Annotated in this window: 14 protein-coding genes and 1 tRNA gene; 10 read left to right on the plus strand and 5 right to left on the minus strand. The window is 43.8% G+C overall.

The window, feature by feature from the left end; genetic code table 11:
• Positions 1–6 precede the first annotated feature (6 nt).
• From HMPREF1222_RS05095 to HMPREF1222_RS05110, 4 genes are read left to right on the plus strand one after another with little or no spacing between them, the layout of a single operon-like run.
• On the plus strand, positions 7–1,467 hold the full coding sequence (locus tag HMPREF1222_RS05095; protein WP_016518492.1) for a sigma 54-interacting transcriptional regulator: 1,461 nt from the start codon (positions 7–9) through the stop codon (positions 1,465–1,467).
• A 12-nt stretch (positions 1,468–1,479) separates the two neighbouring features.
• On the plus strand, positions 1,480–2,151 hold the full coding sequence (locus tag HMPREF1222_RS05100; RefSeq protein ID WP_016518493.1) for a tetratricopeptide repeat protein: 672 nt from the start codon (positions 1,480–1,482) through the stop codon (positions 2,149–2,151).
• Between the two features lie 22 nt (positions 2,152–2,173).
• Positions 2,174–2,902 carry a hypothetical protein gene (locus tag HMPREF1222_RS05105; RefSeq protein ID WP_081636878.1) on the plus strand — a complete coding sequence of 243 codons (729 nt, stop codon included), beginning with the start codon at positions 2,174–2,176 and terminating at the stop codon, positions 2,900–2,902.
• Positions 2,903–2,955: 53 nt separating this feature from the next.
• Complete coding sequence (locus tag HMPREF1222_RS05110; RefSeq protein ID WP_016518495.1) at positions 2,956–5,046, plus strand: methyl-accepting chemotaxis protein; 2,091 nt, start codon at positions 2,956–2,958, stop codon at positions 5,044–5,046.
• Between the two features lie 3 nt (positions 5,047–5,049).
• Here the strand turns inward: HMPREF1222_RS05110 and HMPREF1222_RS05115 are convergent, their stop codons facing one another.
• Positions 5,050–5,910: a methyl-accepting chemotaxis protein gene (locus HMPREF1222_RS05115; RefSeq protein ID WP_006187976.1), complete on the minus strand. Its 861-nt coding sequence runs from the start codon at positions 5,908–5,910 to the stop codon at positions 5,050–5,052.
• Positions 5,911–5,923: 13 nt separating this feature from the next.
• Positions 5,924–6,697, minus strand: a complete 774-nt coding sequence (locus tag HMPREF1222_RS05120; protein ID WP_006187977.1) for an oxygen-binding di-iron domain-containing protein — start codon at positions 6,695–6,697, stop codon at positions 5,924–5,926.
• Between the two features lie 308 nt (positions 6,698–7,005).
• On the opposite strand from HMPREF1222_RS05120, the gene HMPREF1222_RS05125 reads away from it, so the two are divergent.
• The 6 genes from HMPREF1222_RS05125 (at position 7,006) to HMPREF1222_RS05150 (ending at position 9,719) form a co-directional block, all read left to right on the plus strand.
• Positions 7,006–7,079 (plus strand) — tRNA-Arg (locus HMPREF1222_RS05125).
• Between the two features lie 57 nt (positions 7,080–7,136).
• A complete protein-coding gene (locus tag HMPREF1222_RS05130; protein WP_006187979.1) occupies positions 7,137–7,385 on the plus strand; it encodes a hypothetical protein in 249 nt (82 codons plus the stop codon).
• 88 nt (positions 7,386–7,473) lie between these two features.
• Positions 7,474–7,902 carry a 50S ribosomal protein L13 gene (gene rplM, locus HMPREF1222_RS05135; RefSeq protein ID WP_016518496.1) on the plus strand — a complete coding sequence of 143 codons (429 nt, stop codon included), beginning with the start codon at positions 7,474–7,476 and terminating at the stop codon, positions 7,900–7,902.
• Between the two features lie 17 nt (positions 7,903–7,919).
• Positions 7,920–8,309, plus strand: a complete 390-nt coding sequence (rpsI, locus tag HMPREF1222_RS05140) for a 30S ribosomal protein S9 (RefSeq protein WP_006187981.1) — start codon at positions 7,920–7,922, stop codon at positions 8,307–8,309.
• Positions 8,263–8,925 (plus strand): regulatory protein RecX, encoded by a 663-nt coding sequence (locus tag HMPREF1222_RS05145; protein WP_016518497.1) that lies wholly within the window; start codon positions 8,263–8,265, stop codon positions 8,923–8,925. Before rpsI ends, HMPREF1222_RS05145 begins: the two co-directional genes overlap by 47 nt.
• A gap of 17 nt (positions 8,926–8,942) precedes the next feature.
• Complete coding sequence (locus HMPREF1222_RS05150; protein ID WP_016518498.1) at positions 8,943–9,719, plus strand: TPM domain-containing protein; 777 nt, start codon at positions 8,943–8,945, stop codon at positions 9,717–9,719.
• Between the two features lie 63 nt (positions 9,720–9,782).
• Here the strand turns inward: HMPREF1222_RS05150 and HMPREF1222_RS05155 are convergent, their stop codons facing one another.
• From HMPREF1222_RS05155 to HMPREF1222_RS05165, 3 genes are read right to left on the minus strand one after another with little or no spacing between them, the layout of a single operon-like run.
• The gene (locus HMPREF1222_RS05155) at positions 9,783–10,070 is read right to left on the minus strand and encodes a PG0541 family transporter-associated protein (protein ID WP_016518499.1); all 288 of its coding nucleotides are present in this window, start codon (positions 10,068–10,070) and stop codon (positions 9,783–9,785) included.
• On the minus strand, positions 10,063–13,230 hold the full coding sequence (locus HMPREF1222_RS05160) for an efflux RND transporter permease subunit (RefSeq protein WP_016518500.1): 3,168 nt from the start codon (positions 13,228–13,230) through the stop codon (positions 10,063–10,065). The genes HMPREF1222_RS05155 and HMPREF1222_RS05160 overlap by 8 nt, the downstream gene beginning before the upstream one ends.
• 8 nt (positions 13,231–13,238) lie before the next feature.
• Positions 13,239–14,204, minus strand: coding sequence for an efflux RND transporter periplasmic adaptor subunit (locus tag HMPREF1222_RS05165; protein ID WP_016518501.1), 966 nt, complete (start codon positions 14,202–14,204; stop codon positions 13,239–13,241).
• Positions 14,205–14,279 lie beyond the last annotated feature (75 nt).

A 14,279-nucleotide genomic window follows, 5' to 3' on the forward strand; every position in this document is an offset into this window, starting at 1 on the left:
CAGCGTATGTATATTTCAGGCCGTATTTTACCCGAAAAACTAGCTGCTCTTATAACTACCCCCTTATTTACCGGCGGCGCTTCGGCTGCCGGTGATACGTTGCTCGAAATTATTCTCCGTTCGAGTATGCAAGCAGTGGATAGTACCGCTGCTTGTCTTTTTTTGGCGGACAAAATGCTGCAAAAAGCTCAAACGGCTGCATATATATGCGACGATACCTTTTATCGCGTTGATGCAAAAAAGGAATTACCGGCAGCAGCGGCGTGGGTATTACGGCAAAACGAACCGTTAAGAATGAATACGCCGGATGCTGAAAATGGGTTTACTTCCAACGGTATGGATGGAACTCCTTATTCGGCATCAGGATTTATTGCCGTACCGCTATCCATAGGAGATGCGTGTATCGGAGTTCTTGAAGCGGTCGGTAAACAAAATGGAGGAGATTTTTCGGAATCCGACCTTTCATTATTGGGTATTGTTGCCGGATACGCCGCTCCGGTTTACCGTACTTCATGCGCATATCGGCTCTATGCCGATGCCGTAAAGTATGGGGAGCAAAGAAGCGGATATATATCGAAAGAAGAGCCCTTTATAGCGGCAAGTCCGGTGATGAGGGAGAAACTTGAGCTTTGTAAACAGCTGGCTTCTTCCGATATACCGGTACTAATTGTAGGTGAAAACGGAGTAGGAAAAGCATCGGTTGCAAGACAGCTGCATATTCACAGCCGCCGTGCGGCTTATCCCTTTATTCGTGTGAATTGCGCCGAACCGGCAGAGGAATTGCTTGCACACCGTTTATTCGGCGGCGAGGACGGCAGCACTGCCGGTGAGGATTGTTTTAAACAAGCCGGCGGCGGAACACTGTTCTTGGACGAAGCGGCTGTCCTTCCGCTTCATCTACAAAAGAAGCTTTTGGACAGAATTTTAGCGCTTGAACAAAGCGGCGGAAACATACGCTTAATCGCCTCGACCGCCCGTGATCTTGAGCGCTTAACCCGCGAAGGGGACTTTCTATCGGAACTGTACGGTAGGTTAAATGTCCTGCCGCTGTACATACCGCCGCTCAGGCAGCGTAAAGAAGATATTGATGCGCTTGCTCAATTTTTTTTACGTCAGACAGCGCAAGAAATAAGAAAGCCCTTCTCCGGTTTTTCGGAAGACGCCCAAGCAGCTCTGCAAAACGCGGAATGGAAAGAGAATATACGGGAACTAAAAAACAGTATAGAATACGGATGTTTAAACGGGTATCCGCCGCTCATTACCGCTGAGTGCTTATTCCCCAACCATACCGCTGCGTTTACCGGCGAATTAGGCAGCCTCAAAAACGCAACCGATATATTTAAACGGAAATACATCAGGACGGTGCTTGAAACTACCGGCGGCAATCAAACGGCTGCCGCTTCAATAATGGGCATTCAAAGAACATATCTTTCACGGTTGATGAAAGAATTAAACATAAAGAACTAACGGGAGACATATATGGCAGACAAAAATGAACAGACACTTTCTTTTTCCGAACGCTGCGGGGAATTTTTAACGAGGCATCGGAAACCGATTATTATTATACTGGGAGCGGTTTGTGTCGTTGTTGCTATCGCTTTGGCTGCATCTGCGGTTACTGCACACGGAGCAAAAAATGCATCCACGGAAACGGAAACGATTATCTCCGAATGGACCGATTTACGGAGTAAAAATAGCGAAGATATGATGGCACAGGAAGATGCGCTCGTCGAAAAACTTGAAAAGCAAGCTGCATCAAACGGCCGTACTTATTCCGGATTCCGGGCATATACAACTCTTGGGGAAATCTACGTACTCCGCAAAGATTGGGAAAAAGCCCTTACCGCTTACCAAAAAGCAGGAGAAGCGCTGCCTAAAGCGTATACCGCCGGTATTGCTTACTTTAATGCGGCTGCCTGCGCCGATGAATTACAGCAACACGAAAAAGCATTGGAACTCTACACGTTATCGGCAGCCTCCGATGATTTTCCGCTAAAACCTCGGGCACTGTTTAATATCGGCCGGCTTGAGGAAAGTCTTTCCCATTCGGATAAGGCGGTCGAAGCATATACCAAGCTTACCGAATTATACCCCGACAACGATTGGGCACTGCTTGCAAAGTCGCGGATTATCGCGCTTTCCATTCAATAACGGTGCAAGCATACTATGAGGGATGATGCAGCCGGTGCAGCTTGACTATAAGAGATATATCTTCCTTCTCTGCGTTCTCGGTAGTATGCTTCTTACCTCCTGCGGCATCCAAAGCTTTATCTACCTTGAGAAGCCGCAGCGTTCAGGGCACGACCCCAGTAATATTACAGACTTAAGTGCCCGTTACTGCCAATTCGCTACCGCCGATACGCAAAATCTCGCCGCAGTAGGTGATTATTTCCGGGGAACCGAAATTTACTACCGTATCTATGAACGGAAGAATGACTGCGAAAACGATAGGAGTCAAATTAATCAATATAATGATGACAATCCGTTCTCGGCAGTGCAGTACTTGGAAACAACTAAAAGATACTATCGCTTAGAGACAACTACAATCTCTACACGTCCGTTAATCGGCAGGCAGTCTTCCAGCGTTACCGTTCGCTTCCGATTGCAGGATTATGGTACACCCGTTACGGATCCGGTACAACTCAGAGTAGCAGGAAGTCCGCAAGGTATACCCCTCAGAGACAGCAGAATTCCTAATACCACTAATACCAAACGAAACTTTGATAGGAATGATATTGCCGTAGGCGATGCAGATGTACAGCAAGCATCCGTATCAGGGGGGGCAGAAGAATACTGGTGCGTAAACTTTTATGCCGTCAGCTATGGATACACTGACACTTTTACTACACTCTACAGCGCCCTCGAATACCTTGGATACATTTTTATCGAGAAAAATCCGTAAAACACTTAACAATAAATCCTAGTTTAACGATAAATAAAGTATAAGGAATAATTATGCTTAAAAGATTTCCCCTCAAAGCCCGTTTATCGGTAAGCTTCGGTTTACTGTTTGCCGTTTCAATGACAATTATCAATGTCATTTCTATTCGTACTTCTCGCCTTGCACTTGAACAGCAAGCAGCCTCCCATCTGATAACGCTTGCGGAGAATCAAGCAACAATATTTGAGCAAACATATATTGAAAAATTTAGAACACAAATGGAAACCCTATCACGGGAATCGATCATTTCACATCAAGACATCCCGTTATCCTCGAAAATAGAAGTTTTAAAGGATGAGGTAGAACTGGCCAAAAAAGACGGATGTTTACGGATGTTGATAACCGATACCCAAGGGAATGCTTACAGAACCGACGGGACGACGGCAGACGCTAGAGAATTTGAATGGTTTAAAAAAAGTTTGCAGGGTGAATTTTTTTTAAGCACTCCATATCCTTCGAATAAAGACGGCTCCCTCGTCTGCACAATAGCGGCTCCTATCTACGGAAAAGACAAAACAATTATCGGAACAATCGCAACCGTGTATGACGGGCTCAAAATATACGAAACAATACGGAACATCAAAATAGGAGAGACGGGCGAAGTCTATATCCTTGATCAAAACGGCGTTACGATTGCCGACAGTAATGTTGCGCTGATTTATTCGCAAGAAAATTCGTATATCAAATCTCAATCCGATAAAAGTCTTGAAAGCGTAGGTCTTTTTGAACATAAAGCAGTTCAATCGGCATCTTCCGGATCCGGTTCATACAAATATGAAGGAGCAATAAAAGACGCCGCATACGCAAAGATCCCGACAACGGGCTGGACACTTATTACAACCGATTATCGGCAAAAATACATGGTTGCAGTTAGACTAATTATCATCATCGATACGGTGCTCGTAATCTTAGTTGTATGTATTATTTTTGCTGTCTCATCAGGACTTTCCCGTGCGCTCCAAAAAACGGCAGACGCTCTTAAAGAGATAGCGCAGGGAACAGGCGACTTAACGGTTGCTCTTCCGGTAAAGGGAAAGGATGAACTGACCGATATAGCGCGGTATTTTAACGAGACTATAGGAAAGATAGCGGGAGCAATCCGTTCGATAGAAGCAAACACCGCCGATATGGAAGTAACCAGCGTTAATCTCGCCGATAATATGCTGGAAACGGCAAGTGCAATACGGCAGATTACGGCAACTACCGAAACCGTAAAAGAAAAAATGATCAATCAAGCGGCGAGTGTTACCGAAACGGCGGCAACCGTTGAAGAGATTATCAGAACAATAAAACAGTTGAATAGCAACATCGAAATGCAAGCCGGCAGCGTCGCTCAATCTTCGTCTTCGATAGAGCAAATGGTTGCAAACATCGCTTCGATCGGCCAAACCCTCGGAAAAACCGACCAAATTATTAAAAATTTTGTTTCCGCCACCGGAGACGGAAAAGCGACGTTGGTAACTTCAAATACCGTAACGCAAAAGATTGCCGAAGAATCCGGCTCTTTGATGGAAGCTTCAAATGTCATTCAGCACATTGCAAGCCAAACAAACTTGCTTGCCATGAACGCAGCCATCGAAGCGGCGCATGCCGGCGAAGCAGGAAAAGGTTTTGCCGTCGTTGCCGATGAAATCCGTAAGCTGTCGGAAGACTCCGCAATACAAGGAAAAACAATTACCGCAACGCTTAAATCTTTAACCGCAGAAATCGAAACGTTATCGGCATCATCTAAAATCGTAGAGGGAAAATTCAATTTAATTTTCGAACTTGCGGAACAAATAAAATCGATGAGCGACCTTTTAACTGCAGCAATGAAAGAACAGGAAAACGGCAGCAAGGAAATTCTATCGGCAATTAAAAATATTAATATCGTAACAACCGAAGTACAGGCCGGCTCCGAAGAGATGCTGAAAGGCGGAGAAGGTGCAGCGCAAGAAATGCATACACTTGACGACTTAACGCGCACCATCACCGATAGTATGAACGAAATGGCCTCAGGCGCAATACAGATTAACAATGCCGTACAGGAAGTCAATGCAATGACGCAGAAAAACCGGCAAAGTATAGAAAAGCTTGCAGCCGAAGTAGGAAAATTTAAAGTATAAGTTTTATTCTTTCTTCTGAAGTAATGTCCCTAAATGTCTGTGGCTTGTCTGTACCACTTCCAAGATAGCGCTTGTTTCTTTTAAGAAGGTTTCGATATCTTTTAAAGAGGCAAATCCTTCATGGATTGTAGTATCCTGCTCTTTAATTGAAGACGTTACTTCCGTCAGTGCGAGCCCTGCATCATTTAAAACGACAGAGTCCTTATCAAAAGCGGTAAGTACACCGTTAAACGATTGTTGAAACTTTGAAAATAGCGAAATAAAAAGAGACATATTTTCGCTGATATCGTTTACCGATGCCTGTAATTCTGCGAGCTTTGCTTCTATCGTTTTTGCAAAAGTTCCTGTTTTGGTAGAAAGAGTCCGTACCTCATTTGCAATAATCCTAAAACTGTCCCCCGCCTTTCCTGCACGGGCAGCTTCGATGGAGGCATTGATCGCAAGGATGCCTGTTTTTATCGATACTTCTTGTATATCCCCAAGCATCGATTTAACTTCCCCCGTACGTTCTTTTAAAAGCTGAAAAGACGAGGCGGTATTTTGCGCATTTAAAGCCGCAGCATCGATCTCCTCTACCCGATGATGAATATCCGTTTGCAGCTGTTTTCTACTTAACAGTGTTTGCTCCAACATATCGTCCACACGGTCGATATTGGATGCGGAAGAACTACTCTCCTTTTCGATTTGTTCAAAAGCCGAAATGATAGTTTCAAACCGCTTTTCCAGTTGTTCCATCGAGCTATTGATAATTTGAAACGAATGTCGCGTTACAAAGTCTAATACAACGCCTTTATTGTATTTAACTACAATTTTATCTACTAAATCGGAAAAATTCTGCAGAGCTGTCTGTTCATCTATTTCCATATACACCTATTTCCTAAAATAACCTATCCAGATAATCGATCCCGCATTGCAAATGGGAAAGCCAATTTAAGAAAAGTTCGACTTTATCGTCGGTATAAATAGCTCCGTGCTGCGGCGCAATAATTACCGGATTTAATAGCCGTACCGCATCAACCCATCGTTTGACAATTTTGTTAGCAGCCATATATCTGACATGAAACGGTTCGATCAATGGAATATGTTTTTGGAAATCGTCGATAAAAAGCGTTTCATCTTCTTCTTTTTCAAAAACGGCGGCACCGATATCACCGCTAAATAAAATACGGGAACGTTCATCAAAAAGCGAAAACTGCCCCGGCGAATGCATAAAATGGGAAGGCACATAGCGCATCTTGCTGCCGGAAGGCAAAGAGACGCTCATACCCTTATCAGGAATGCCGGTCATACGCGAAACATCCACGATACCGAAGTGGGGCATAAATCGAAGCCAGAGAGAAGAAATATAAATTTGAGCCTGCGTAATACCGAGCCATAGCGCAATTCCCGAAGAGACATCCGGATCCTGATGCGAAAAAAAGATAATATCGATTTTGTCTACCGAAATAAACCTGCTTACAGCAGTTACTACCTGTGAAAAAAGATGTACTCCGCCCGGATCAAGTAAAATGCCGCGGCCGTTATCGATAATCAGATACTGCATGGTCTGTACGGCTCCTTTCCGATATTTTGTTTCGCCGCCCAGCCAGATAAACTTGTGATTCTCATCCTCGTAAAGAATCTTTCCGTGTACTTTTGCATCAAGTGTCATTATTACTCTATTACCTCGTATTAAGAAAGTGCATTCACCAGCAGTATACCGATAAAACTTTATAACGACAAGCACGGAATATAAGTTTTGGAGACAGGCTTTTAATGGCAACCGCCTCAGATAATTTGTAGGGCATCTCTAAAAACTGAAGTTTTTAGAGATGCCCTGTAGTATCTGCTGTTTCGATATGTTTTTCCCTTCTTCTAAAATAGAGGGCTTGTAAAAAGCCTATTTTTTTTCTATACTCTATAAAATAGAAGCTGTTTAAGAAGCATAGCTGATATGCCGATATAAGCAGCGTCATCCATGATCCGTTAGCTCAGGTGGATAGAGCGGTTGCCTCCTAAGCAGCAGGTCGCACGTTCGAATCGTGTACGGGTCATCTTTACAGCAAGCCTCTAAAAATTGCAAGTTTTAGAGGTGAAAACAGGAGGTTGCTATGATAGCGCTTATTATCGGGGCTGCTATGATTCTCTTTACGGTTTTTGCAGCGCTCCCGCCGGAGACAGCCGGTATAGGACTTGGCTGGGGAAAAGACATTTTGCTCTTCCTACGCGGCGGTTTACCCATTTTTACAGCCTTTGTCGGACTTATTTCCGTGTTTATCGGCATTGCCGACATTAAAGACAAACAAGACGCTAAAAAAGAAGAAGCTGCAATGAAAGCAGGTGAAAATAAAGCCGAATAAAACCCTGCGGGTTGACTGTATAGGCATTTTTCTGATATAGTATTTTACCCACATTATCTGCAATAAAAATATATAAGGTACACAAAAGATGAAGACAATTTTTTATAACGAGCGTGAAATACCGCGAAGCTGGTATGTTATTGACGCTGCAGGAAAGCCGCTCGGAAGAGTCGCTGCAAAAGTTGCGGCAATGGCTCGCGGGAAGCACAAGGCTTCCTACGCCCCTCATCAGGAATCGGGCGATTATATTATCGTTATCAATGCCGATAAGATTGCCGTTACGGGAAATAAAGGCAAAGATAAGATGTATCATCACCATACAGGTTTTCCCGGAGGTCTTAAATCCGTTAATTTTAATACTCTTATCGGGAAAAAACCGGCCGAACCGCTGTATATCGCGGTAAAAGGTATGCTGCCTAAGGGCTCACTCGGACGTAAACTGCTTAAAAATGTAAAAATTTATGCAGGCAGTGAACATCCGCATGCGGCGCAAAATCCTGTTGCAGTAGCGTTATAATTTTAGGAGAAATGGTTGTGAAAAATATCGGAATAGGAACAGGACGAAGAAAGACCTCGGTGGCACGGGTATATATCCGCGAAGGCAAAGGGGCAGTAACCGTCAATAATAAAAGTATGGACGAGTATTTTGCGACTCCCGAACAAGTTCAAATGGCAAAACGGCCGTTGTTTGTTACTGCAAGCGACACCCGCTACGATATTATAATTACCGTATACGGCGGCGGCTTAAACGGACAGGCAGGAGCTTGCTCACACGGTATCGCCCGTGCACTTGCGCAGGTAGATGCATCTAACCACAGCTCGCTTAAAGCAAACGGCTTATTAACCCGCGATTCAAGAATGGTTGAACGTAAAAAATATGGCCAACGCGGCGCCCGCCGACGCTTCCAGTTCAGCAAGCGTTAATCCTACTATTATTGCTGCGGAACATACATCTCCGGATACCGTCAAAATGGTATTGGCCGGGGATGTATCTATCGTAAGTCGGCTCTGTTACTTCGATGAGCCGCTTGCGGTGGATATTCTTCCGCTACCTCTTACAGAATCCCAAACAGAAGATCTCTATCAGGCAGGCCGGCGTTTCTTAGCTGAAAAGCAAGCTGCCGCTTATCTAAACCGTGCGGAACATTCCGCATATCAACTGACTGTCAAACTGCAGAAAAAAGGCTACGTGAAAAACGAGTATCAGCCGGCATTGGATTATTTATCAGCCGGAGGCGTGCTTGACGATTCCCGCTTTGCCGCGGCGTATTTACATACACGAAGCCTCTCAAAAAAAGAAGGGTATACCCGCCTTTTTTCCGAGCTGCGTAAACGCGGGATTGCTGCAGATACGGCAAAGCAGGCGTTGAGTAATTTTTTTTCAGAAGTTGATGAAGCGGATATATGCGAAGGGGCTGCCCGCAGTCTTATCCGCAAAGGCTACACCGAACAAAAACTTTATAGCGCACTTCAACGCAAGGGGTTCCCTTTTGCGATGATCAAGCGTTGTATCATGCGTATTTCTTCCGCCGCATCATAAAACTTTAGGGAGTGTCTATGAAATTTTCTCACCATCCGGTTAGATTTATTGTAATTGTATATATTTGCCTCCACAGCGCTTTTCTTTTTGCACTCGACGTTCCGCCGCTTAACGGCCCCGTTAATGACTATGCACGAATGTTCACCGCAAGTGAAACTCAGGAATTAAATACATATCTGTATAATATCGATCGTAACAGCGACTTGCAAATAGCGGTATTGACCATTCCTTCCTTGGAAGGTGAAAGCCTTGAAGATTACTCCATCCGCGTTGCGGAAAAATGGCAGATCGGACAAAAAGGTAAAGACAGCGGTATTATTTTGGTAATTGCCGCTCAAGACCGAAAGCTGCGCATCGAGGTTGGATACGGCCTCGAAGACCGTATCACCGATGCTCAAAGTAGTAGGATTATCCGCTCGGTAATTGCGCCTCAATTTAAAAAGCAAGAATACGGGAAGGGCGTTCTGATGGGGGTAAAAAACCTTGCAGGGTTGGCACTCCAAGATGAAAGCCTTATCAGCGAATCCGTAAAAGAATCGGACGATCAAGAGGAGGATTCCATCCCGCTGCCTCTCATTATTTTTCTTGTCATCATCCTTCTATTCGGTTCCCGCTTTATGCCCGGCGGTTTACTTTGGCCGTTATTCCTTCTTTTGTCGGGGCGGAGAGGCGGTTACTCGAGCCGCGGCGGCGGACGTTTCGGAGGCGGTTTCAGCGGAGGGAGCTTCGGCGGAGGAGGTTTTAGCGGAGGCGGCGGCAGCTTTGGGGGCGGCGGCTCCTCCGGTTCATGGTAAGATAAACCTCTCAAAGCTCTATCAAGCTTCAAGAGGTTTATCAGTGATTATCTGCAGATGTCTTTATGCATTTTTATCATGCATTACAAACAATTTGATACCGTCGGTCGGAAACTTTAGCTTTATATACCGAACAATTTGCGCAACCTTCTGTTCAACCTTATCGTCTGCATACGCAATTAAGACAAAGTTAGTCTCCGGCCACGTACTATCTCCCAGTTTATAAGTATCCCGTCCTCTGCCGTAAGCCAAAGGAATGGACGTATATAAGAAATCCGGCAAACAAGCTTCAAGGTTTGCAACGAGTTCCGGATAAACGGATTGGTTAGCGATTATCTCAATTCTAATCATTGTTATTTTCTCCTTCTGCTGCAAAATATTCAGCCCTCATTGCTGCAAGCTCCGGAGGAAGAGGGATTACTGCTTTGGCATTTGCCTTGCTATTAAATAAAGAATAAATAACCGGAATAATAAATAGGGTTACTAAGGTACTGGAAAACAAACCGCCGATTATACACAAACCGATCGGCTGCGTTACGCTTGCGCTGTCTCCTCCAAAAAACGCCATAGGTATCATTCCCAAAATGGTAGTCAACGTTGTCATCAAAACGGGACGCAACCGGCTGGTACCTGCTTCCTCACATGCTTGCAGTACAGGGCGTCCCCGCCGCACTAATAGGTTTGTCTGGTCTACTAAGATAATACCGTTATTTACAACAATCCCGATAAGCATAACAACGCCGATTAACGACACCATACTGAAGGCCTGCCCCGTTACCAAATGAATAAGAACAACACCGACAACAAGGAACGGCATCGTAAAGAGGTTGATAAAAGGATTTTTAAAATCTTCATAAGTTCCTGCCATAACACCGAATACGAGGATAATCGCCAATACAATAATTAACACAAAAACATTTGCAGTCTCCATTGTGTTTTTCCATGAACCTTCATACGTAAGCGTTACATTGTCCGGAACTACCAGATTATCGCTGATAATTTGCTTTATTTGATTTTCTATCTCTTGTGCGCTGCTGCTTGCATCTTTAATACCTGCAGTAAGATGAATAATGCGCGATTGGTTTTCCCGATTGATGGAAACAGGTCCCGTACCGCGAATAATTTCCGCAAAGTTTGCTACGGAATAAAGACCGGATCGCCCTGCAACATAAATCTTTTCCAAATCGGGAATTTCATCTCTATCCTCATTCCTAAGCAAAACAACAACATCATAGCTATCGCCGTTTTTATGATAGGTTGTAGCCGTCATCCCGTTGATGCAATAGTTAATTTCATTTGCGATCGACATGATGGAAATGCCAAAACTATATGCCCGTTCGCGGTCAACTTTAATTTCTACTTGCGGTAATCCGTCTTGCATATCAATCTGAGGTTCGGTAACCGCAGGAAGCTGCTCTTTTATAAGCGCTTGAATTTCCTTTGCTAGGGCAACGCTTGCATCCAAATCATTTGAACGGAAAACAATATCGATGTCGTTGCCGCTCATTTGCTGCATCATACCTTCGTTAAAGGTAAACGTTGCTGCAGGATAAAAATCAAAATGACTTCTGAGTTTCTCTTTTACCGTTTCGGCATTATCAATCTGCTTGGAAGCATCAGGTAAATACACGGTTAAGGAACCTTTATACGATGTATCCGACATGGACATTCCGCCGCCGGACCCGATACTGACAACGATATTATCATATCCCTTAATTTCATCCTGCGCAAACTGATAAAAGTCATCGAGGATGGACTGCGTTTCTTCAAGTTTTGAACCCAAGGGTAAGGTAACATTTAAGGAGACCGAGGAATCATTAAAATTGGACATAAAACTTATGTTCAGCCGGCCTATTAATACGAGTGATGCTACAAAAATTCCGACAGCAATTACCATCGCTGCAAAGCGGTGACGCAAAACAAAATGCAAACCTTTTTGATACCGAGAGGTTACCCAATCGAGCGCCTTTTCAATACCTTTATCGCATTTTGCAAGAAATTTATTTTTAATGGGATGTTCTTTTCTGTTATTGACCGGTAAAAACTTTCCTGCCAAGACGGGTACCAAGAATATCGCAACAAAAAGCGATGAAAGGATCGCTATTAAAATAACGGACATCAAGCTGCTGAACATCTGCCCAAGTATTTCAAGTCTATTTTTAAATACGAAAAAGGGAATAAATACACAAATAGTCGTAAGGTTGCCGGCCGCTACGGAAGTCATAACTTCTTGAGTACCGATTACTGCTGAAGTCAAAGCCTGCGTTCCGCGATTGCGGTAAACATAAATATTTTCCAATACAACAACGGAAGCATCGACAACCATACCGAGCCCCAAAATGAGACCCGTCATAGTTATCATATTCATGGTTATTCCGGCAAACGACATAATGGTAATCGTAACTAAGATACAGAATGGAATGGAAATAGCCATAATAAAGGTACTCTTTCCGCTGCGTAGGAATATGAACAAAACTAACACCGAAAGAATAAAACCCTGTACAATCGATTTGATAAGCTCGGTCAGCGTATCGCTTACCATTGTAGAATCATCACTGATGATTTCTATTTTGATATCTGCAGGCAGTGTTTTTTGAATTTCTTTAATTTTTTCTTTTACCGCTTTTGCAACATTAACCGTATTTGAACCGCTCTGTTTTTGCACCGAAACATACACGCCGGGTTTTCCGTTTATGTAAATTTTACTTGTCACATCGGAGTACCCCATAAAGGCTGTCCCTATATCTTCAAGTTTTACATCATACCCGTTATATGTTCCGACAACACTTTGATTGATTTCATCGATTGATTCAAACTCTCCGGTGGTGCGAACCGTATATCTTTTTGTTCCTTCACTTACATTTCCGCCGCCAACTTCTATATTCTGAGAAGAAAGGCTCCTCGCAATAGAAGAAAGCGTAAGGCCGTATGCTTCCAGCCGATTCTGATCAAGTTCAATTCTTACGATTGCACTGCACCCGCCTCGGACGGAAGCCTGAGCAACACCGTCCGCTTGCTCTAATAGACTGGAGATTTGTTCATCGGCTATTTTTTTTAGCGACTCTTCCGAACGGTTGCCATTGACGGCAAGCGTGATAATAGGCATGGAAGACATATCAAATTGAAAAATAGAAGGTGTACTTGCGTTAGTCGGCAATGCCTGCTTTACTCTATCAATCTTATCCCGTAACTCATTTACCGCTACATCCATATCCGTGCCGTAGTTAAATTGAAGCGAGATTGAAGACATTCCTTCCGATGAAGTTGAAGTCATCTTCTTGAGATTCGTTACGCTGATAAGGCTTCTCTCTAATACTTGCGTAACCGATTTTTCAACCGTTTCAGGACCGGCATTGGGATATGAGGTACTGACCATGGCTACCGGTATATCCATATCCGGCATTAAAGCGATATTTATGTTCCCCAGCGTAAACGCTGATACAATCGCAATCAAGACGAAAGTACAAAGCATTAATACCGGATGTTCGAGTATTTTTTTCGATATGCTCATAGTTGCTCCTATAAAGCGCTTGCCGTATCTGTTGCGGCCGTTTCTTTTATGTGCGCACCTTCGCTCAAGTTTTGTGTTCCGTCTACAACTATTTTATCACCTACGGAAAGCCCGTTTACAATTTCAACAATACCGTCCACATTTACGCCGATGTCAACATTGCGTACTGTTACCGTTGAATCGGATTGAACTACATACACAAAATTTGTACCGTCCAGCGTTTGAATTGCATCGATAGGAAGGCAGAGCGCACCTTTATGAAGTACGGTCAAAAGCTTAATTTTTGCATACATTCCGGCATTTATTTTCGGATCGATGGTATCGAATGCCAGATATATTTCTTTGGTTCGCGAAACTTCATCAACAATAGGTGAAACTCTGATGACATGGGCATCAAAGGTTTGATTTTTATATGCGACAAGAGAAACTTGAGCTTTCAAATCGGTTTTTAGAACCGAAATATCCCGTTCCGGTACCATCGCTTTAATCTGCAGCTCACGGATATTTCCAATCTGAGCTACAGCGGTGTTTGTGTTGACGGAGGTTCCTACCGTTAACGGCAGCGCCGTAATTGTACCTGAAATCGGTGCATACACGGGGCTTATTTCATAATACGTTCCGGGGGTCGAAGGGTCGATTTCTGCAAGCTTATCTCCCCGTCTTACCACAGAGCCGAGCGTTACATAAACTCTGGTAATTTTTCCGCCAATTCCGGGATAAACGGAAATAGTACTGTTAGCTTGGACATTTCCGTTCATGGTTAAATACTCCTGCAAATCCGTTTTTGCCAACACTTGTGTTGTTACGGAATATACGGTTTCGGCAGCATCACCGCCCTGCATATTGCCTCCGGGCATCCCGCCGTTTCCGCCGGACATACTACCTTTGTTTTTGGGCAATATTGCAATTATCACAATAATCGCAATAACAACCGCTACCAATATAATCCGCCGCGTAATTTTGTTTAATTTCATGTTCTTCTCCGTCATTTCCGAATAGATTACAGAAGTTCTTTAGAGAGCTTCCTTTGACTCAGTATTAAGAGGCGT

The organism is Treponema vincentii F0403, from assembly GCF_000412995.1.
Classification (GTDB): domain Bacteria; phylum Spirochaetota; class Spirochaetia; order Treponematales; family Treponemataceae; genus Treponema; species Treponema vincentii.